25 protein-coding genes are annotated in these 17,866 nt (G+C 64.9%); 6 read left to right on the plus strand and 19 right to left on the minus strand.

Annotation, left to right across the window (positions count from 1 at the left end; all coding sequences use genetic code 11):
- Positions 1-51: 51 nt before the first annotated feature.
- The 13 genes from J2850_RS30510 to J2850_RS30570 all read right to left on the minus strand — a co-directional run bounded on the left by J2850_RS30510 (position 52) and on the right by J2850_RS30570 (position 9,049).
- Entirely contained in the window at positions 52-441 is a 390-nt protein-coding gene (locus tag J2850_RS30510) for a DUF3168 domain-containing protein (RefSeq protein ID WP_209991026.1), read from the minus strand.
- The gene (locus tag J2850_RS30515; protein ID WP_209991028.1) at positions 438-890 is read right to left on the minus strand and encodes an HK97-gp10 family putative phage morphogenesis protein; all 453 of its coding nucleotides are present in this window, start codon (positions 888-890) and stop codon (positions 438-440) included. Before J2850_RS30515 ends, J2850_RS30510 begins: the two co-directional genes overlap by 4 nt.
- Positions 890-1,222 (minus strand): phage head closure protein, encoded by a 333-nt coding sequence (locus J2850_RS30520; protein WP_209991030.1) that lies wholly within the window; start codon positions 1,220-1,222, stop codon positions 890-892. The genes J2850_RS30515 and J2850_RS30520 overlap by 1 nt, the downstream gene beginning before the upstream one ends.
- Positions 1,219-1,527, minus strand: coding sequence for a head-tail connector protein (locus J2850_RS30525; RefSeq protein WP_209991032.1), 309 nt, complete (start codon positions 1,525-1,527; stop codon positions 1,219-1,221). Before J2850_RS30525 ends, J2850_RS30520 begins: the two co-directional genes overlap by 4 nt.
- Before the next feature lie 47 nt (positions 1,528-1,574).
- Entirely contained in the window at positions 1,575-2,000 is a 426-nt protein-coding gene (locus J2850_RS30530) for a hypothetical protein (protein WP_209991034.1), read from the minus strand.
- A gap of 56 nt (positions 2,001-2,056) precedes the next feature.
- Positions 2,057-3,322 carry a phage major capsid protein gene (locus J2850_RS30535; RefSeq protein ID WP_209991036.1) on the minus strand — a complete coding sequence of 422 codons (1,266 nt, stop codon included), beginning with the start codon at positions 3,320-3,322 and terminating at the stop codon, positions 2,057-2,059.
- A 9-nt stretch (positions 3,323-3,331) separates the two neighbouring features.
- A complete protein-coding gene (locus tag J2850_RS30540; protein ID WP_246513768.1) occupies positions 3,332-4,204 on the minus strand; it encodes a head maturation protease, ClpP-related in 873 nt (290 codons plus the stop codon).
- The gene (locus J2850_RS30545; RefSeq protein ID WP_209991038.1) at positions 4,155-5,390 is read right to left on the minus strand and encodes a phage portal protein; all 1,236 of its coding nucleotides are present in this window, start codon (positions 5,388-5,390) and stop codon (positions 4,155-4,157) included. Before J2850_RS30545 ends, J2850_RS30540 begins: the two co-directional genes overlap by 50 nt.
- A 7-nt stretch (positions 5,391-5,397) precedes the next feature.
- Positions 5,398-7,080, minus strand: coding sequence for a terminase large subunit (locus tag J2850_RS30550; RefSeq protein WP_209991040.1), 1,683 nt, complete (start codon positions 7,078-7,080; stop codon positions 5,398-5,400).
- A 3-nt stretch (positions 7,081-7,083) separates the two neighbouring features.
- The gene (locus J2850_RS30555; protein WP_209991042.1) at positions 7,084-7,677 is read right to left on the minus strand and encodes a terminase; all 594 of its coding nucleotides are present in this window, start codon (positions 7,675-7,677) and stop codon (positions 7,084-7,086) included.
- A 157-nt stretch (positions 7,678-7,834) separates the two neighbouring features.
- Entirely contained in the window at positions 7,835-8,236 is a 402-nt protein-coding gene (locus J2850_RS30560; protein ID WP_246513769.1) for an HNH endonuclease, read from the minus strand.
- 3 nt (positions 8,237-8,239) lie between these two features.
- The gene (locus J2850_RS30565; RefSeq protein WP_209991044.1) at positions 8,240-8,560 is read right to left on the minus strand and encodes a hypothetical protein; all 321 of its coding nucleotides are present in this window, start codon (positions 8,558-8,560) and stop codon (positions 8,240-8,242) included.
- A 333-nt stretch (positions 8,561-8,893) separates the two neighbouring features.
- Positions 8,894-9,049 (minus strand): hypothetical protein, encoded by a 156-nt coding sequence (locus tag J2850_RS30570; RefSeq protein WP_209991046.1) that lies wholly within the window; start codon positions 9,047-9,049, stop codon positions 8,894-8,896.
- Positions 9,050-9,169: 120 nt separating this feature from the next.
- On the opposite strand from J2850_RS30570, the gene J2850_RS30575 reads away from it, so the two are divergent.
- From J2850_RS30575 to J2850_RS30595, 5 genes are all read left to right on the plus strand, one after another.
- A complete protein-coding gene (locus J2850_RS30575; RefSeq protein WP_209991048.1) occupies positions 9,170-9,310 on the plus strand; it encodes a hypothetical protein in 141 nt (46 codons plus the stop codon).
- 119 nt (positions 9,311-9,429) lie between these two features.
- On the plus strand, positions 9,430-9,957 hold the full coding sequence (locus tag J2850_RS30580; RefSeq protein WP_209991050.1) for a hypothetical protein: 528 nt from the start codon (positions 9,430-9,432) through the stop codon (positions 9,955-9,957).
- Between the two features lie 86 nt (positions 9,958-10,043).
- Positions 10,044-10,376, plus strand: coding sequence for a hypothetical protein (locus tag J2850_RS30585; RefSeq protein ID WP_209991052.1), 333 nt, complete (start codon positions 10,044-10,046; stop codon positions 10,374-10,376).
- 20 nt (positions 10,377-10,396) lie between these two features.
- The gene (locus J2850_RS30590; RefSeq protein ID WP_211114069.1) at positions 10,397-10,714 is read left to right on the plus strand and encodes a hypothetical protein; all 318 of its coding nucleotides are present in this window, start codon (positions 10,397-10,399) and stop codon (positions 10,712-10,714) included.
- A complete protein-coding gene (locus J2850_RS30595) occupies positions 10,711-10,959 on the plus strand; it encodes a hypothetical protein (RefSeq protein ID WP_209991056.1) in 249 nt (82 codons plus the stop codon). The genes J2850_RS30590 and J2850_RS30595 overlap by 4 nt, the downstream gene beginning before the upstream one ends.
- A gap of 962 nt (positions 10,960-11,921) precedes the next feature.
- Here the strand turns inward: J2850_RS30595 and J2850_RS30600 are convergent.
- The 4 genes from J2850_RS30600 to J2850_RS30615 form a co-directional block, all read right to left on the minus strand.
- The gene (locus tag J2850_RS30600; RefSeq protein WP_209991058.1) at positions 11,922-14,402 is read right to left on the minus strand and encodes a PriCT-2 domain-containing protein; all 2,481 of its coding nucleotides are present in this window, start codon (positions 14,400-14,402) and stop codon (positions 11,922-11,924) included.
- Positions 14,403-14,431: 29 nt separating this feature from the next.
- Complete coding sequence (locus J2850_RS30605) at positions 14,432-15,289, minus strand: hypothetical protein (RefSeq protein WP_209991060.1); 858 nt, start codon at positions 15,287-15,289, stop codon at positions 14,432-14,434.
- A gap of 86 nt (positions 15,290-15,375) precedes the next feature.
- On the minus strand, positions 15,376-15,579 hold the full coding sequence (locus tag J2850_RS30610; RefSeq protein ID WP_209991063.1) for a helix-turn-helix transcriptional regulator: 204 nt from the start codon (positions 15,577-15,579) through the stop codon (positions 15,376-15,378).
- Positions 15,580-15,758: 179 nt separating this feature from the next.
- Positions 15,759-16,208 carry a hypothetical protein gene (locus J2850_RS30615; RefSeq protein WP_209991065.1) on the minus strand — a complete coding sequence of 150 codons (450 nt, stop codon included), beginning with the start codon at positions 16,206-16,208 and terminating at the stop codon, positions 15,759-15,761.
- 145 nt (positions 16,209-16,353) lie between these two features.
- On the opposite strand from J2850_RS30615, the gene J2850_RS30620 reads away from it, so the two are divergent.
- On the plus strand, positions 16,354-16,593 hold the full coding sequence (locus tag J2850_RS30620; protein ID WP_209991067.1) for a helix-turn-helix domain-containing protein: 240 nt from the start codon (positions 16,354-16,356) through the stop codon (positions 16,591-16,593).
- A gap of 309 nt (positions 16,594-16,902) precedes the next feature.
- On the opposite strand, the gene J2850_RS30625 is transcribed toward J2850_RS30620, so the two are convergent.
- Positions 16,903-17,082 (minus strand): hypothetical protein, encoded by a 180-nt coding sequence (locus J2850_RS30625; protein ID WP_209991070.1) that lies wholly within the window; start codon positions 17,080-17,082, stop codon positions 16,903-16,905.
- A 9-nt stretch (positions 17,083-17,091) separates the two neighbouring features.
- Positions 17,092-17,658, minus strand: coding sequence for a hypothetical protein (locus tag J2850_RS30630; RefSeq protein WP_209991072.1), 567 nt, complete (start codon positions 17,656-17,658; stop codon positions 17,092-17,094).
- Positions 17,659-17,866 lie beyond the last annotated feature (208 nt).

The raw sequence follows: 17,866 nt of genomic DNA on the forward strand, positions 1-17,866 counted from the left end.
AAAAAGCCGCCCCATGGGGCGGCTGAACTCCGGCAGGGAGCCGAAGCGGGATCAGGCGCTCAGACAGAGCGCGCGGAAGCGGATGACGCCGTGACGGGTCAATCCGTCCGGCTCGACGAAGAGGGCCTCGAAGGCGAAGCGCAGCAGGGCGAGCTCTTGGCCGGCGACGGCAAGGGATTGGTCGTGGAGCGCGGCCTTGATGGCAGCCATCATCTCCTTGGCCTCCTTGCGCCCGGCGTAGCGGCTCCAGACGTGGATGGTGGCGTCGATCTCCTCGCTATCGACGTCGACCAAGGGACCCGGGGTGGCCACGTCCTCGCCGATGGCGACATAGGGGAAGGCTTGTCCTTGCGGTACGTCGTCCAGCACCGGGACGGGGGCGAGCGCCGGCCGCAGCGCGGCGAGGATGGCGACCTGCAGCGGCCAAGAGGCGGCGCTCATGCCCCACCCCGCTGACGGGCGGCCCGCGCCAGGGCGTCGCGCACGGCGGTGCGGATCAGCTTGACGCTGGCGGCGCGATGGCGGCGGTAGGCAGGGAAGAGGAAGGGCTGCGCCGGTGCGCCGGGATGGTGGATCACGCCGCCGTCGGGCATAGGAATGTCGTGCGGTGCGGCACCGAACTCGACCAGGTGGATGTGGCGGGCCCGGCGCTTGCCCCAGGAGCCGACGCGGGCCTGCAGGCCGTTGCGGCTGATCTGGAGCCGCAGCTTCCGCTTCAGCTCGCCGGTGGCATAGAGATGCTCGGGGCCGGGCGCAGCGGCCAGGGCGTCGGCGTAGATCGCGGCGCCGGCCTGCGCGACGGCCTGTACGACGCCGGCCTTGATGTCGATCGGCAGCTTGCGCAGCGCGGCGCGCAGCGACCTGCCGCCAGAGACAGTGCTCTTGGCCATCAGAGGGCAACTCCCGCTTCGGCGTCGATGATCATAAAGGCTTCCCTCCGGCCGGCATCGGCGACGAAGCGGATGTTGTGGGCCTTGCCCTGCCAGACGATCCGCATGCCGGTGTCGAGGCCGGCCCGGCGCCGGACCTTGAAGCGCATCATGGTGGCGGCTTCGACCTGCTGGGCCTCGGCGCGCTCGCGGCCGGAGACCGGCCAGACCTGCGCCCAGACGGTGGCGACCGGCGTCCAGGCCTCAACCGATCCGCCGCCCTCATCCGGGACGCGGGTCTTCGCCTCGAGCCGGATCCGTTGATCGAGGTCGCCGGCACCGGTGGTCTTCATGCGAGGGTGATCCTGCGGTAGGGGGCGAGCAGCCGCTCGACCGTCGGGTTCACGGCGTGGGTGGCGCCGATGATGGCGCCCTCGCGGACGGCGTAGAGGTCGCCCAGGATCAGCAGGATGGCGACCTTTACCGAGGCCGGGACCGGCACCTCGGCGCCGTCGGCGTCGCTCCAGGGCACCGGCCGGTTGAGGTGCTGCGCGGCGGCATCCTCGGCCGCCGCCAGCTTCAGCGTGATGTCGGCGTCCTCATCCGCACCGTCGACGCGCAGATGGGCCTTCGCCTCGTCCAGGGTGACGATGGGCATGGGCATTGCCTCCGCGGCGAGAGGGCGGCAGCGCCCCCTCATCCTGGTCAGACGGGCGGGTTGGCGGTCGGGAACATCGCCGGGTGGCCGAGCAGCGCCACCGCCGAGACGAAGGCGTTGCCGGCGTTGCTCGCTGGCGTCACCGTCAGGCGCACATAGCGCTTGATGCCGACGTAGCCGATCTTGAACACCTTGCCGTCGTCGGCGGACGTGAAGCTCGCCAGCCCCTCGGTGCCCAGCAGGTCGACGTCCGGCACCGCGGCGGCGTCGGACAGGTTGGCGGCATTGCCGTGCTCCACCAGGACCGTGAAGGTGGCGTCGGCATCGGCCAGGGCGCCGGTCAGGATCAGGAACGTCAGGCTGCCGTAGCCCAGCACGTCGATGATCTGGGAGACGACGGGGGTGTTGTCGGCGACGGCATCCGCCGGGGAGATCGCCCGCTTCGGGGCGATGCTGTTCATCAGGTCGCGCATGGAAGGGCCCTCCTTCAGGCCGGGAAGAGAAGCGGCGGCCCGGAGGCCGCCGGGGATCAGGCCGAGACCTTCATCAGCTTCATGGCCTCGAAGTTCTGCACCCCGCCGCCGGTGCGCTTGGTGGTGTAGAACAGGATGTTCGGCTTGCTGGTGAAGGGGTCGCGCAGCACCCGCACGCCGATGCGGTCCAGGATCAGATAGCCGCGCTTGAAGTCGCCGAAGGCGATCGGGAAGGCGTCCGCGGCGACGTCCGGCATGTTGTCGTCGTCCACCACCGGGTAGCCCATGAACGACGCCGGCTCGCCGGCCAGCGCCGACGGCTGCCACAGGTAGTTGCCCTGGCCGTCCTTGAACTTGCGGATCTTGCCGACCGTGGCGTCGTTCATCAGCCAGGAGGCGTTCTGCCGGTAGCCACGTTTCAGCGCATAGATCAGGTCCAGGAAGGCGTCCGACGGGTTGGAGGCGGCGAAGCCGTCCGCCTTGCCGGAGGTGACGAAGCCGAGCTTGCCCCAGGCGTAACCGGCGTTCGCCACCTTGTCATAGGACAGCAGGCCGCGCGGCTCATCGACGCCGTTGCCGCTGATGTGGGCGGCGCCCTCCTGCTCGGCGAACTCCACCGACACCTCGTCGGCCAGCCACTGCTCGATGTTCATCGAGGAGTCGTCGAGCATGGTCTGGGTGGCGGCCGGCTGGGCGTACAGCTCCTTCATGCCGAACTCCAGCCCGATCAGGCGAGGCGTCGCCGTCTCGGGCCGGCCGCTGTTCTCGCCCACCCAGCCGCTGGTGGCGCCACCGACGTTCACCAGCTTCTTGTAGCTGGCGGCGCCGATCGGCCGGACGGTGGCGATGGAGCGCATCGCCGACATGGTGCCCAGCACCCGGTCGATGGCGCTCTCCATCTGCGTCGGGACGACATAGCCGCCGTCCGGGTCGGACTGGGTGGTCAGCTTCGCCTTCACCTCCAGGTCCCGCAGGTTGGCGTCGGCGCCCTTGCGGAAGAACTGGTTGAAGGCCTTGGCATGCTCGGCGCGGGCCGGGTCGTTGTCGCCGCCGCCGGTGCCGTTCAGCTTCAGGGCGGCAAGCTGGGCGTTGGTCTGGTCCAGCGCCGACTGCATCTCGGTGATGGTGGTGTTGATGCGCTCGACCTTCTCGGCCTGGACGACATCGCCCATACCCTTGCGGATGTCGGCGATCTGCTTGTCGTTCTCGGCCTTGAACGCCTCGAAGGCGGTCTTGATGCCGGTGACCAGCGCGACGGGATCGTTGGCGTCCGCGCGCACGGCCGCAATGCCGCGGAACCGCGACATGGAAACGTGGTTCATTTGGGCCTCTCAGGGCTTGATGGTGGAAAGAAGGTCCGCCAGGGAGGCGGCAAACAAGCCAGCGCGCGGCGTGGCAGAACCGGCAGCGTCGTGCATGCCGGAGGCTTCGCGTAGCATGGAGCGCCGCTCTGAGCGCGGTACCCCCTGCTTGGCGAGAAGAGCGTCGATGCGGCGGCGGGCTGCGATCTCGGGTCGGATTGAGGCAGATGCGGCGGGCTCTGCCATGTCGTCCACGCCGTCGGCGAAGCCCTTGGCGACCGCATCACCGGCGCCCAGCCAAGTCTCAGCGTCCATCATGGCCGCCACGTCCTCCCGTTTCTGACCGGTCCGGGCGGCGTAGATGTCGGCCATGGCCGTATCGAAGGGCTCAAGGACGTCCGCCGATGCCCGCATGTCATGGCGGTTGCCGACTGCAACCGCCCAGGCGTTGTGGATCATCAGGAATGACCCGGCGCCCATGCGGATCTCGTCGCCAGCCATGGCAATGATGGAGGCCGCCGAGGCGGCGTAGCCCATGACCTTCACCGTCACCTTGGCGGGATGCTCGCGGAGCAGGTTGAAGATCGCCAACCCCTCGAAGAAGTCGCCGCCGGGCGAGTTGACGTTGACCGTCACGTCCCTCTTGCCGATGGCCCGCAGGGCGCCCGCCATCCGCTTCGCCGTCCAGCCTCTGCCGGTCCAGGTATCCTCGCCGATCACGTCGTAGAGGCTGATCGTCGACGGATCATCGGCCTCCGCTGCCATCGGCCCGCCCGACCAGCGGGCGAGCGCATCGCTGGGGGCATCCCAGGACAGGCCATCAGGCCGGTCGAACGCTTGAACGGCCGGCAGGTTACGGAGCGACATTGCGGTTTTCTCCTGCGCTGATGAGGCCGGCGCCATCGGGGTGCGCTCCCAGGCCGACCGACTCGCGGACCTCGTTGACTTCCATCCACGGCCGCTGTCCGCCGGCGCCGAGCGCCTTGGCGAAGAACTCGGCCTGGTCCTTCAGGGTGCCGCGCAGCAGCTCGGTCTCGTCGAAGTCGAAGAGGAACGAGCGCCGCTCGACCAGGGACAGGCACGACCGGGTCAGCGCCTCCTCCCAGGCCTTGAACCAGGGCGCCAGGCCGTAGCGGACGAACAGGATGCCCAGCTGCTCGATGCCGGAGCCCCAGCTGGTGTCATCCATGCCGAGCAGCGGGCGCGGCACGCCGAAGACGCGGGCGATGTCCTCGACCAGCGAGGCGCGGGCCTCGATCAGCTGGGAGTCCTTGGCGGTGTTGGCGAAGGGCTTCGCCTCCATCCCCTCCTCGGTGATGATCCACTTGCCGGCATTCTCCGGGCCGGCATGGATCTCGGTGAGGGAGTCGCGCAGGAACTTCTTGCCCTCTTCGCCCAGCTTGCCCGGGTGCTTGAGGTTGCCGCCGACCATCATGCCGTTGCGGAAGATGCGCTCGGCGGCGCGGCCGGCCTGCAGGGCGATCGAGATGGTCTCGGCCGCCTTCTGCACCCGCGACACCCCGGTCAGCCCGTCGACCGACAGGCCGCGCAGATGCAGCACGTCCTGCGCGGCGTAATAGCCGATCGAGCCGTCATCGCGGGTGATCTCGTAGCGCACGGTCAGGTCCGGCAGCTGCTTGACCAGCACCCGGCAGGGATCGACCGGGATGAACTGGGTGATCTTGGAACCCGTGCGGACGATGACGGCATAGGCGTTGCCGTGGATCAGCACCCGTAGCTGCATGAGCTGCTTGAACTCGAAGGCGGTCTGCCAGCTGTTGGGCTGGAACTGCAGCAGGTCGAACAGCGGATGGCCCTCGGCCTTCTCCAGCGCCCCGCCGTTCTTGCGCATGACGTAGGTCGGCAGCATGCCGATGCTGCTCGACACCAGGTCGACGCAGCGGAACACCGCCGGGTTGGCCAGCGCCTGGTCGACGGACACGGTGACGGCCGGCAGGGAGCCGGTGCGCAGGAACTCCAGCAGGGCCGGATCGTTCAGGCCGGTGAAGAGCTGATCGCCAGTGGCGCGGGGGAATGCCGACTTGCCGGCTCCCTTCACCACCGCCTTGGCGTGCTTCCGCTTACCCATCGGCCCCTCACATGATCAGCAGGCCGCGGGTCGTGTAGACCGACGAGCCGCCCTTGGCTGCCGGGTTGGTCGCCATCAGCGCCACGGCGTTGAAGCTGCTCATCAGCGGGTCGATCTTCGCGGAGCCGCTGACCTGCTTGGTGATCGAGATGGCGTTGCCCTGCTGGACGATGCGGGCATTGCCGACGCACCAGGCCATCATCGGCCGGCCGCCATGAACCGCGGTCTTCGAGGCCAGCCGGCGCTCGGCCGTCTTGATGGCGCCATTCAGCTTCCAGCCTTGGCTGATGCCGATGATCCGCTCCAGCGCGATGCCGCGCCCGGTCAGCTCGTCGACGATCTCGCCGATACCGGCCGCGTCGACGCCGATGCCCTGGTCAGCCAGCAGGCCGGCGCCCTCGACCTGCATGACAACGTCGGCCAGCTCGGTCACTGCCTGGGCGGGATCGTCGACGATGGTCAGGTCCCCCTCCTTCTCGAAGTCGAGGAGGCGCGGCGCGATCTCCTTGCGGCGATCGAGCACGATCCGGTGCGCCCAGGCGCGGTGCCACATCAGCCAGCGCCGGGTCTCCCGGCAGCGGCCCAGCACGGCCAAGCCCAGCAGGTCGTCCAGCCCGCCGCCGTCGATGCCGACCACCACCACCTCGCAGCGGGCGAGGATCGCCTCGAGCGTCAGGTCCGCCTCGCCGCAGGCCTCCCAGAAGTCGGCACCGGCCCAGCGGTCGGACCCCATGTTCATGCCGACTTCGACGTTCAGGTGCTTCGAGAGGAAGCCGCGAACGGACCCTTCGCCGCCCAGCTGCGCCTTGCCGTACTCGTCGAGCAGGAACTCCTCGTCGACCGACGCCCCCATGTTGGGGTTGGTGACGTAGAAGTTTTCCGGCCGGAGATGCGCCTTGGCCTCCAGCATCGCCTTGGGGAACTCGTAGAGCACCCCCAGCGACTTCGTCGCCCGGAGCTTGCCGTCGCGGATGTCGCGGAAGCGGGCCAGCCACTGCTTGAAGACCCCGGCCGGCGGCTCCTCCCCCTGGGTGGACAGGGCGATGACGAAGCCCTCCGGCCGACTGGTCAGCCCGCCGCGGGCCTCGCGCAGCATCGCCTCGGCGTTCGCCCGCGTGCCGAAGACGTGCAACTCGTCGATCAGCACCCCGGTGGCCTTGTTGCCGGTGACGACGTCGCTGTCGGCCGCCAGGATCCTCAGGGTCGCCCCGGTGGTCCGGTGCTCGATGGTCTTGAGGTGCGGGATCGGCTTGAGGATCTCGAACAGCTCCGGATCGGCACCGATCATGGCCATCGCCGGATCGGCGGAGTTCTGGGCGATCTTGATCGTCGGCGCGATGATGATGAACTCGGCGTTCTGCCGCCAGTTGCGCAGCAGCGCCGTGACCATGATCCCGGCCGCGGTGGTCGACTTGCTGTTCTTCTTGCTAATCAGCAGGAAGAACTCGTTGATCAGCCGCCGGCCGGTCTCCGCGTCGTAGGCGCCGAACACCGCGCCGACGAAGTCGAACACGAATTGCCGGCACGCCTCCTCCATCGTCGGGTTGCCGGGGACGTCGACGAGCTTCAGGGCGCGGAAGATCTTCAGCGCCGCCTCGGCCTCTGCCGAGAACAGAGGCGGGCACGGGATCAGCGACTCGCGGGCGACGATGCGCCGTTCCCAGTCGGGGCATGCGGTTGTCCACTGCATGCGTCAGGCCTTCGTGTTGTCGACGGCGAGGCGCGGCGGCGCCGGGGGAGCGAACTTGTTGCCGGGCTTCGCGGCTTCCTGCGCCTTGGCCTTGGCCTCTTCCTTCTTGCCGCCGCCGATCCCGACGCCGGAAACCTCCTTCGCCACCGCCAGAGCCTGCATGATCGTCTTCAACGTCATGGACCGGGCCGGCAGGGAGATGGCCTTCAGCATCGCGGCGCGGCGCCGCCCGTTCTCGTCGTCGGCCGTCTCGACCTCGATCAGCTGCTCCAGCTCGCCGACCTGCGACGTGATCATGTCCAGCTCATCCAGCATCCGGCCGGCGATCTCGCGGGCGTGCTCGACGTGTTCCCGACGCTCGGCGAGGTGCATAGGCCGCGCCATCTGGTCGATGGGCGGGAGGATTTCAGCCACCGGCAAGTGCACACCGGAGTGCGCACGTTCGTGCGCAGTGCGCACCCATTTTTCCTTGTTCGCGCGGCTCCGGATGGCGCTTTCCGACACCTCGAAACGCTCTGCAATCTGGCGATTTGACAGCTTTCCGGCCCGAAAAGCGGCCTCAATCGCTACCCAATCGATGTCTTTGCGTTTCGCCATGGCGGGTCGTGCGCACCGCAAAGTGCGCACCTCAAATTCATCCGGAGGGGAAAAAAACTCTGAATGGGGGGATGCGCGGTCCGCCGGTCGGCCGCCTCCCAGACTTTCGACCACCCCCCACCCCCAACGCAACCGGCGTGCCAGTTGGGGCGGCGGGTCAGCCGCGCGCGAACCCCTGGTCCTTGGCCGTCCGTCCCGAGTGGCAGGGCTTGCACAGGACCCGCAGGTTCGATCGCTCCAGCCGCAGGTCCGGCCGGTCGGTGATGCTCTCGATGTGGTCCACCTCGGCCACAGGGGTGGTGGCCGTGGCCTCCCGCTTGCGCAGCACCACGATGGTGCGGCACGCCTCGCAGCGGCAGCCCCGCTCGATGACCACCGCGTCCCGCAGCTTCTCCCAGTCGCGGTCATAACCACGCTGGCGGGCCGAGCCGCGGGTCTCGTCGAGACGACGCTTGCGGTCCTGCTCGGCCTGCTCCGACGGCATGGGCGCCACGGCCTTGCCGCTCCGGACATCCAGGATGGCCAGGGGCGAGCGCAGGGAGCGGAGGCGCGGGGCCATGGATCAGCCCTGTCCGCCTGGGAGCTTACCGGCACGCCACGCCAGCAGCGTCTTCAGGATCTCGCTACCCGCGTAACCCGCACAGGTCCCGATGCCCGTCGCCGTGAGAGTATCGGCGTTCATCTGCTGCGCAACTGCGCCGGCGGCGATGGTCAGTGCCCCCATGGTCGGAAGGTCCAGCACCACCATGCGCACCAGACCGCGCCACCCGCTGTTGCGGGCTTCGCGGGACCAGCGGGCGACCATGCCGGCAGCGACTCCAACGGCAGTGGGGGCAAGGGACCGCGCCATCTGGGCGATGTCGTGTGCGGCTGGATCCGGCATTGTTCCTCCAATCGCCGATACAGCCGGCAAGATGGGCGAGGTGGCGGTGTAGCTGTTGCCAGCCCCACCGCCACCTCGTCGGGCTCGGTCCGCGGTTCAGCCCGCCGGAGCGCAGATGCCCTCATTACCGAAAACAGGTCATGCGCAGAGATTTCCGTGCAGGGCGACAGCTCACGAAAAACCCGCCACGGTCGATGACCGGGCGGGTTTGCCTTGGGCATACCATCCTGAAACCGTAACAGGCCGACAGTGCAGTTTTCCGGTGCGTCAGCGGCGTCCGCCGGACCGTGTGCCCTATGTGGCTGTAACAGGTACCGCGCGACGATTTCCGACCTACTCCGCCGCCATCAATCCCGACCGCTCGACCTGCACGCCGGCCACTGCGCACCGCGCCCGCGCGGTGGCGACGTATTCCGGATCCATCTCGATCCCGATCACCTCATCCCATCCGGCGCGCAGCGCGCTCGATGTGCCCAGGGGGCCGGACATTGAGCCGGAATTAGGCGATGGGCTTGCCATGCTTGCCGATAAGGCAGAGGACGGTGAGCGGGTCATGGAACTGACCGACGTCGGCCGCGCCGCGCTTGCCCGCCACAGAGGAGAGGCGCCATGGCCAAGAAGCCTACCATCGAATCCGGCATCGGCTTCACAGAGGTGGAGAACCTGCTGCAGGGCATTGGGCGGGACGTCGACAGCCTTCTTCAAGCTGGCGCTGCGACGGACGATGTCATGACGATACGGGAGGCGTAACCATGAGCCTGTATCATCGCGGGGCATTGTGAGCCCATGATGGCGCGAGCTGGTTGAGCCTATAGACATCTTTACGACTTCACATCATCATTTCCTCTCGCTATGAGGAGTGAGGCACTATGTCGTATAGATATACCGCTACTCTCGTCGCTCTTATGAGCGCAGTCTCCGGATGCACCGGCACGGTCTGGACTGAGAACCTCGATCCTGACCGGCACCGATTGGTCGGTGAGAAGATCGAGGGCGTTTACGTTTACCCACCCGCACTCTTCAGGGAAATATCTGAGACTAGGGTAGCTGTTAACGAAGATGGAAAGATCGTTGGGCGCGCAGAGAACAACACATGCATCCCAATTATCACATCAAAAGCCACTATTCTCCCTGACTTCCAAAGGCTCCAGAGGGTATTCTATAAGCCCGGGTTGCTAGATACCAGCAGCTTTGGGGTTACGCTGGAAGGCGGGATGCTTACCGGCATCAACAGTGCAAGTTCCCCCGATCAGGGAAAGACAGTTAGCAATGTTGGCGCCACAGTCGCTGCGTTAGCCACTGCCGGAGTCCTCGCGTTAACAGAGGGAAGAGAAGTTGGAGCTTGCAATAGTGGCTCTGTAATTAAAAGCTATGAGCGTATCACTATGCCTCAATAAGAGGATAGTTATGCATCCCGCCTGATGGCGCGGTGAGGCAGTTAGCCCGTGAGTATATCGCCGCCAGGCCCAAGGAAGGCCCTTAAATGCACACCGATTTATTCGGGCACGCCGAGAACTCTGCCGCCGTTTACGCTGCACTGCAAAAGGATGCTAAACGCGATGCCTCCAAACTACGCTGGGCAAATTTGATTGCAGCGGGGTTGTTCGGCGCTGCGCTGTTCCGTGGCGCCCATGATGGGTGGATGTTCCTCGTCGGCGGCTTGGTGGTGGCGCTCTACACGCTCAATGTGTTCATCGACAGTAGCAATCGCAACTTCGCCATGCACGTCATTGACTGGATGGAGGGGCGGGAACGCGAGCGGAAGGCGGACGCCGAGCAAAGCGTGATGGACCGGTATCTGGGGGATCGTCCGTGACAGACAAATGGGTCCGCATCATGGCCGACTTTTCCAGCGAGGGCCTATGGGATCGTGATGGCATCATGATGGACCGGGAGGACCTTCCGATCAGTCCGGAGCTGTCGGCCCGGCACCTCGCTTGGTGCGATCGCTACGAGTTCAACGATCTCTACGAAGGCAAGGCGACCCCATCCTTCGATCTGCCCGGCTTCGCCGCTGAGGGGTTGGCAATCGCTAAGGCCATCAAGGCTGAGCTGCCAGACTGGACTGTCATCTACTTCGATGAAGCCAAGGCATACAGGACCGTAAAGACGGTCCCTCGATCTGAAGTCGAATATGAGGTGACTGGTTCATGAGCGCCGACACCCACCCCGGCCTCTACGAGTTCTTCACCCACTCGGATTGCGACGGGGCGATAGGGCTGAACATGTGCCGCAAGGTGGCGGATGAACTTGAGACGCTGCTGCCAGATATCGAGAGCGTTGCGCCGCCGGACACTGGTCACATCCCTAGGGCAGGCGGGTACGTCGAAGTGACGAAGCGCTTCATTGCCAGATGCCGCGCTGCCGCTGATGCTGGCGAACCGCTCACGTTCGGCTAAGCGCCAGCCCAGGCGACCCGCCTCCGTGGCATCGATGTTCGCCGATCACCTCCCGCGCCGCGCCGGCTGCCTTGTCGATTGCCTTGGACACGTCCAGCGACTTCGGGATCCCGGACCCGTAGAACCAGCCGGGATGGTGCGTATCGCCGCTCAGCGACCTGATGCAGTCCCGCACCTCGAAGCCCGCCAGTCGCAATGCAAGTGCTATCAGGTCCATCGACCGCGTGCCCGCGAACACCAGCGCGTGTCCTCCGGGCCGTAGGACGCGCAGCACCTCCCGCCAGCACTCCGGGCCAAGCGTCCAGGCATCCCACCCGCGACCCATGAAGCCCCGCTTGCGCGGCCGGCACGGCTGCTCAGCCCGTACGGTGGGTCGCACAGCACCGCATCCACCGACGCATCGGCGATCGTCGGCAAGCAGTCCAGCACGTCGCCCGTTAAGATGGTGGCGCCCAAGCTCAGCCTCCGATAAAATTAAATCCGCCCTGGATTCCTCCGGGCGGGTTAGCCGTGGTCTCTCATAAATTTAACCGGTGAGCTAAACGGATTTTCGGCAGGGCTTAAGTTAAGCTGGATGATAACGCCGACGGCCCTTGTCATCCTTGGCGCCAGATCCCGGAGGCGCCCAGCGGGCGGCGGGGTGGTGAATTACCGGATTTGTTTCGGATTTTCTTCGGGTCCAAGATCCGAAGAAAATCGGCCGCGTAAGTTGTTGTATTACATGTGTTTTTTATAGTCTCTCCTATTTTCTTCTTTTCTTCGGCACCCCCCACTTCCCCTCTCCACACCCCAAGAGAGGGCACCCCACCCCATGGACCGCCCGAAAAAGATGAAGAAAATCGCCTCACCCCCTAATGCATTGTTCTGCAAGGCAGATTCGGCCTAATTTCCAACCCGAAGAAAATACCGTCAGTAAATAGTAAATGGGACTGGGCGAGGCCGGGCCATGAGGGCGGCATCGGTTACGCCACCACCCTCAAAACCGTCTTGGGTCGCCCCCTCCCGCCGTTGCGCGTCGTCGCCTCCTCTATCTCGCCGGCAGCGGCAAGATCGTCCAGAATGCCACGACGCACCCGTGGGTCCACATCGCACATCCGCTTCGTAAATTCGGCCATAGGGATCCCATCTACCCCGGCGGCCTCAATTAGTCGCCGCACCTTCTTCACCAGCGCTTCGCGCGGCCCGTCGGCGACGCGATGCTTAACCTGTTCCGCCAACCGCTCGGCGGAGTGTCCCACCAGCGCCAGACCGTATCGGGCGTCCTCCGCCGTGATCCGCGGCGCGATCGGGTCGCGGCTGATGGCCCGGATCGCCGCGACCTTGTTCGCATTCTCGCGGAGCCGGCCATACAGGTCCCGCGCCGGATCCGCCCCGGCAAGCTGCTCATCCTGCCAATCCTCGGCATCGTCCAACATGTCGGTGGCGGCCGGGTCGGTGGTGACGATGGTGTACGTCGGCGCGATGTCCGCCCGCGTCGCCATGACGCCAACCAGATTGCCTGCCCCCTCGGGCTTGGCCCCGGCGTGATGCTTCATCTCCTCTAAGAGCCACCCGGGCGGAGTCGAATCGGCGATCTTGGACTGCCGCGCCGCGCGCCGCGCCGTGACGACAATAAAGCGGTTTAGGAATCCATCGACAACGGATTTGCTGGACAGAGTGTTGAACACGCCGTCGGGCGTGGCGGTGCAGTACAGGTTGAGATGCGGCTCCATCACGTCAACGCGTGCTATCTTCGCGTCGGCATACTCGGCCCCCAACATAGCCCCGCTGGACGAACTATACGCCTGCAACAGCTTCTTCTTGATCCCGCTGCTCTGCTTTTCCGTGGCGATCCGCTGCAATAGCTCGTCAAACTCATCCCATTGTGCAAGGCAGCTTGGCCGCTCGGCCAGCGCGCGCATGACGCCGCTGCCGGAATGCACGTCATCGCCAGCCAGCAGCCGCCCCAGCCCGGCGGACATGAACAGCTTGGTGATCAGCTTCCGGCTATGGTCTTTGCCGGCCCCCGTCTGGACCATGCCGAGCGTGAACAGGTTGGTGCGGATCTCTGTGTCCGTCTTGTATCGCCGGCCATACACCGCTCCCAGCGCCGCTAGTACATTCAGGATGGCAAGCTCAGGCTGAGGCTTTCGGGCCGTCCGGTTGATCCAATCCACCATCACCCCCCCGATGCCGCCCAGGTCGTAGCATTCCGGCGGTAGGATGGGGTCGGTGTCCGCAGGCGGGGCTGGTTGCGTCTCGGTCGGTGACGCCACACCAGTCCAGGTGGATGGAGCGGGATCCTCCATGACCCAATCGTCTTCTCCCCGATCGGCTCCCGCCGGTAGCTCGATCAGATGCACGCCATTGCCCCGGTTCCTGGCAGCGCGGTTGAGCGCGTTCACGCGGATCGCCGCCAGATCGAAGACGTGGTCGAAGGTGTATCCGTGGTCGCGCGCCATCAGGTACAGCGCCAACGGCGATCCGCCGCCCTGGAGGCTTCGGTACTTCCGGCGCGCCACGTCGTCGTCATGCTTCTTCGACCGGGCCGACCACTCGACGAAAGCGTCCTCACCGGCGTCGCCCACCGCGGCCTTCACCTTCGAGCCGACCGACAGCCACTCGTCATAGTGCAGGTCCTGGTTCGGAATGGCGTTCAGGTAGTCGACCACCTCGTGCAGCGCGACCTCCGTCCCGCCGTCGGCGGCCAGCCGCTGCGTCCACTCGCGCGCCGCGACCTCCGTCACGTCCGGCAGCCGCAGCGACACCTCGTCCGTCTCGCCACGGTAGACGCCGCTCCGGCGCGGCAACGGGTCACGCACGCCCGGGCCGAGAATCGGCGCGGCGATGTAATGGGGCTCGGCCGCATTGTAGAGCGCGGCGTCGATGTGATCCTGCTCGCGCGCCCAGGTGCGCAGCTGGACGTCGTTCAGCGGACGGTCCAGCCAGAACCAGAGGCGTGCGTTCAGCGTGTCGCCCTTGAAGCCCTGGCCGCTCGTCCACTGCCACCAGCAGCTGGCAGGCTCGAACTCGTCGGGTAGCCGGCCGCGCAGGTACTCAATGGCGTCGTCCGGGTCGCTGACCGGGTCGGTCCCGGCCGGCATGGGCACCTTGTCCATGTCGATCGCCAGCCACCGGCGCGGCTGCACGCGGAAGGCCGCCGGCTGCATGGGCTTGGAGATGCTGGTGCGCCGGACCGGGTATTCGAGGCTCCAGGCTCCGCTCGACGCCCCGCGGATCACGAACGCCTTTGGGTTGGCGCTGTTCTCCTGCAGGAGGGCAGCCAGGTCGTCGAAGCTGTTCACCGGCACTTCGCGGGCCATGAACCACGTTCCGGCATCGTAACCGTCGATCACGGTGCCCATGGCTCCCGGGCCCAGCCGGATCCGCTTCGTGGCCCGGTGTTCTTCGGTGCATTCGAGAATGGTGACGGTGTCGGCGGGTTGGGTCGGAGGGGTGACCATGGGAAATCCTGGTGCGGATGCGGGGTGGTTTAGCGCGCGGCAATGAGCGCTTCGAGCGCCTCAATGCCGCGCGAGACGATCCGGATGCCGAAATCGGCGTCGTCCTGCCGCATGATGGGTTCCAGCGGATCGGCGGCGATCGCGCGAATCATGGCCAATTTCAGCGCGTTGGTTTCGGCGTGCGCCCACAGCGGGCCACGCCCCCGCCACGCCTGCCGGGCGTCGGCGAAGGCATCGGACGCATTCGTTCCGGCCCGCACCACGCCGCCTCGTGCCAAGCGGCCGTGCAGGTGCAGAGCCCGTGCTACCTCGTCCGGCAGATCGGCGGGGACATCGGGAGGTTCGTCGTCCTTGCCGCTGGCAGCGGGAACGAAGACGAACCGTGCCAATAGTTCGCGCACCCACCATCCGCGCGCCGTGTCCCGAGACGCGATGGTCGCCCCCGATTTCAGGTCGGAGGTATCAGCCAGAAAAAGAACCGAGTCGCGCCCGAAGGTGGGAGACCATTCCGCGACAGCCTGTGTGTAGATGTCGGCCTCTGCTGACCGACTTGTTCTGGTGGCTTCTTCGAATTCGCGCCACACCGACAGTTGCGCACGTGGCGGCTGCCCGGCGGGGATTGCCGCGTTGAGTGCGTGGGTCACTGTCGCGATGTGATCCAGGGCATCGAAGTCCGTCGTCGTGCCGAGCGTGTAAATCTGCGTGGTGATGCGGTCATCGCCGAAGTAGCGACCGGCATACAGCGCGCCGAGCACCGACGCGGCGGCCAGGGTCGACAGATCGGGAGCCCATGCCACCGGTACAGTTGCTGTCATCCAATCTGCCAGCACCCCGCCGATGCCGTCCAGGGTGGAAACCTCTAAAGCTGTCTGAGCGGAAACCTGCATATTATTCCCCCCTAGGCAAAGATCCGGCATTCACGCCGAAGGGGCGTGTTGATGTTTGCGCAAATTTTTGGGTTAGATAAACTTTGTTAGGCCGTCGACTTGACGAACAGCGCTTCGATTTCCTGACGACGCCAGAAGCGCTTTGCACCAATCTTCGTTCCTGGTGGGAATTTTCCATTCTCGATTAGACGGTAGAGCGTCGAAATAGAGCCGACAATTCCTGCGGCAACTATTTCCTCCTTTTGGATAAGATCGCCACCTAAGGCATGCATCGCGACACCTCCAAACATCGTGCGGAGCGGCTTGTTTAAAGATAGCTGGGAGAGGATCGGAGTAAATGAGAATTTAATGGATCAGCGCAGATTTTCTCCAAGCCATTATGAAAGGCTGTCACAGCCAAGCTTTCTTCGGGACTTTCGTCATTACGTCATTACGTCAAGAGCGCACTTGCTCTTGGATCTCACCTTACTCAGCCCTTACTACTCACCGCGATCCGCCGCAGATCCTCAAGCGCCGACGCCACCATTGGCGCCGCGTCCTCCTCGGCAACCGCAAACTCAAGCTTAGCTATGACACCGGCCAGCCCGGCGGCGGGTATGCGCTCTAAGGCGTCCGCATGATCGCTCACTGTCGCGTCTATCATATCGGACAGGCGGATCTCGCGGAGCCACTCAGGATCCCCATGCTCCACCCCGTCGGCTCTGCCGGCGGCCTCCAGGGCAAGCCGGCGCATTTCAGCGCGGGACTGGGCGGCGCGAGATTGGCGGCGCAATTCCCCAATCGCGTCGATCAGATTGAAAATTGCCTGATCGCCTCGAGCCCCTTGGACCGCGGACGGGCCGGGTGCCAGCGGCAGGACCGAGGCGATCAGCACGGTCCTGCGATTGGGTAAGGGGGTGGCGTCGCGTGAATCGGTCATGATTCAGCTTCCTTCAGCGGCAATGTCGATTCGGTTGGCCGGTGCAGCTCACGCGGTGGCGTGATCCATCACCACCTCAACGATATTCGTTGACTCTAGCTCTGGTCAACGAAAAACGTTGACGCCTTCAGGTGGTCGTTGGATCATGGACGCCATGATTACACCGGAGCAAAGCCGCGCCGCCCGCGGCCTTCTCGACTGGACCCAGCAACAGCTCGCCGACGGAGCTGGCGTCGGGTTGAGCACTGTCCGAGATTTCGAGAAGGGTCGACGGACGCCAACTGCTGCCAACCTGCAGGCGATCCGCACCGCCCTGGAGTCGGCCGGCGTGCTGTTCATTGCAGAGAACGGCGAAGGGGCCGGGGTGAGACTGAAAAAGCGATAAATCACCCGTTGGCCTCCTTCGACAAGGGCGCCTTCGACGTGGGTCACGCCACCGGGCGCCCAGCGCTGCCCGCTGGTGGCGGCCATGCTGGCGGTGCTCAACACGGTGCCGGACAGCGTGAAGGGCGTCACCTACCCCTCCCATGTCCGCGAGTTGCTGACGCGTGGGCTGGAGGCGTCAGGGCTGAAGGTGGTGCGGGGTGCCGACGGGATGTTTGCGTGTACGTACACGCATAGCTAAACGAAAAGCGCCCCGCGATCGAAAGCCGATCGCGGGGCGCTTTGCTATTTGTTTGGTCCTACAGTTTGATCAAGCGCTTATCTGCGCCATCACTGCTGCTCGCAGCTGCGGCGACGGCGTGCCCGTAATGCCGCAAACCTGCGTCAGATAGTCGTCGACGGTCATGGCGCCTTGGCGGAGGAGGGCAACGCACCGCTCGCGGTGTGCACGTATGGCATCCGCTTTGGATCGTGTCGTCATCTCACCCATGATCAACTCCTACACACATCGCAGTACCAGATAACTGTCGTGGGGCAAATATAGTTCCTCACCCGCCATCTCGTCAACAGCAATGCCGATATCAGGTCGAGGATTTGCAACGAATGTTTGCTTGTAGTATTCATGAAGATTTTCATCATTCCCAACAGCAAATACCACCCTTTGCTCGTGTAACTCCATAAAGCTCAGCGTTGCACTTGTCACATGTGAGAAAAGAGCATTGATCGAGCCGCGGGTATTCCAGCGTTTGCCGAGATCAAGATCCTTCTGCGTCGTTTTTGCGAAGTCCCTGGGAGGTCCGTCAAGGTTCGGAATCTGATTGAAGGCATTATCGAACTTGATGAAAAACACGCTCGCTGTGGGTTGCCAGCCATATTTCTGACCAATGTGCAGACAAATATCGTCGTTAGCCTTTACGCGCTCTGCTGTCCAAACATAGGGATTGCCACCAGCTTCAAAGCTGGTCCGGATAAGTTTGCCATCACCCTCGGGATCAACCCAGCTATATGAGGTAGAGGGAATGCGCGAGATAACAGGCTTGTATGAAACGTTCGTCCTTGGCGCCACTTATTTTAGACTCCGAAGCATCATCCCTCTATCGACACAATCTACCTCCGATCCCTCTCTACTGGTACCCCTTCAACCGCATGCACTGGCTGATGAGCGACGATCCCTCCACCCACTACTTTGGCAGTTCTACTCCCGCCTGCGCGGGACGAGCCAGCACCGACAACATGGACATCGGATCGGCGCGGTCTGATGAATGTGCGCGAGG

The sequence above is a fragment of the Azospirillum picis genome, from assembly GCF_017876115.1.
In the GTDB taxonomy this organism is placed as follows: domain Bacteria; phylum Pseudomonadota; class Alphaproteobacteria; order Azospirillales; family Azospirillaceae; genus Azospirillum; species Azospirillum picis.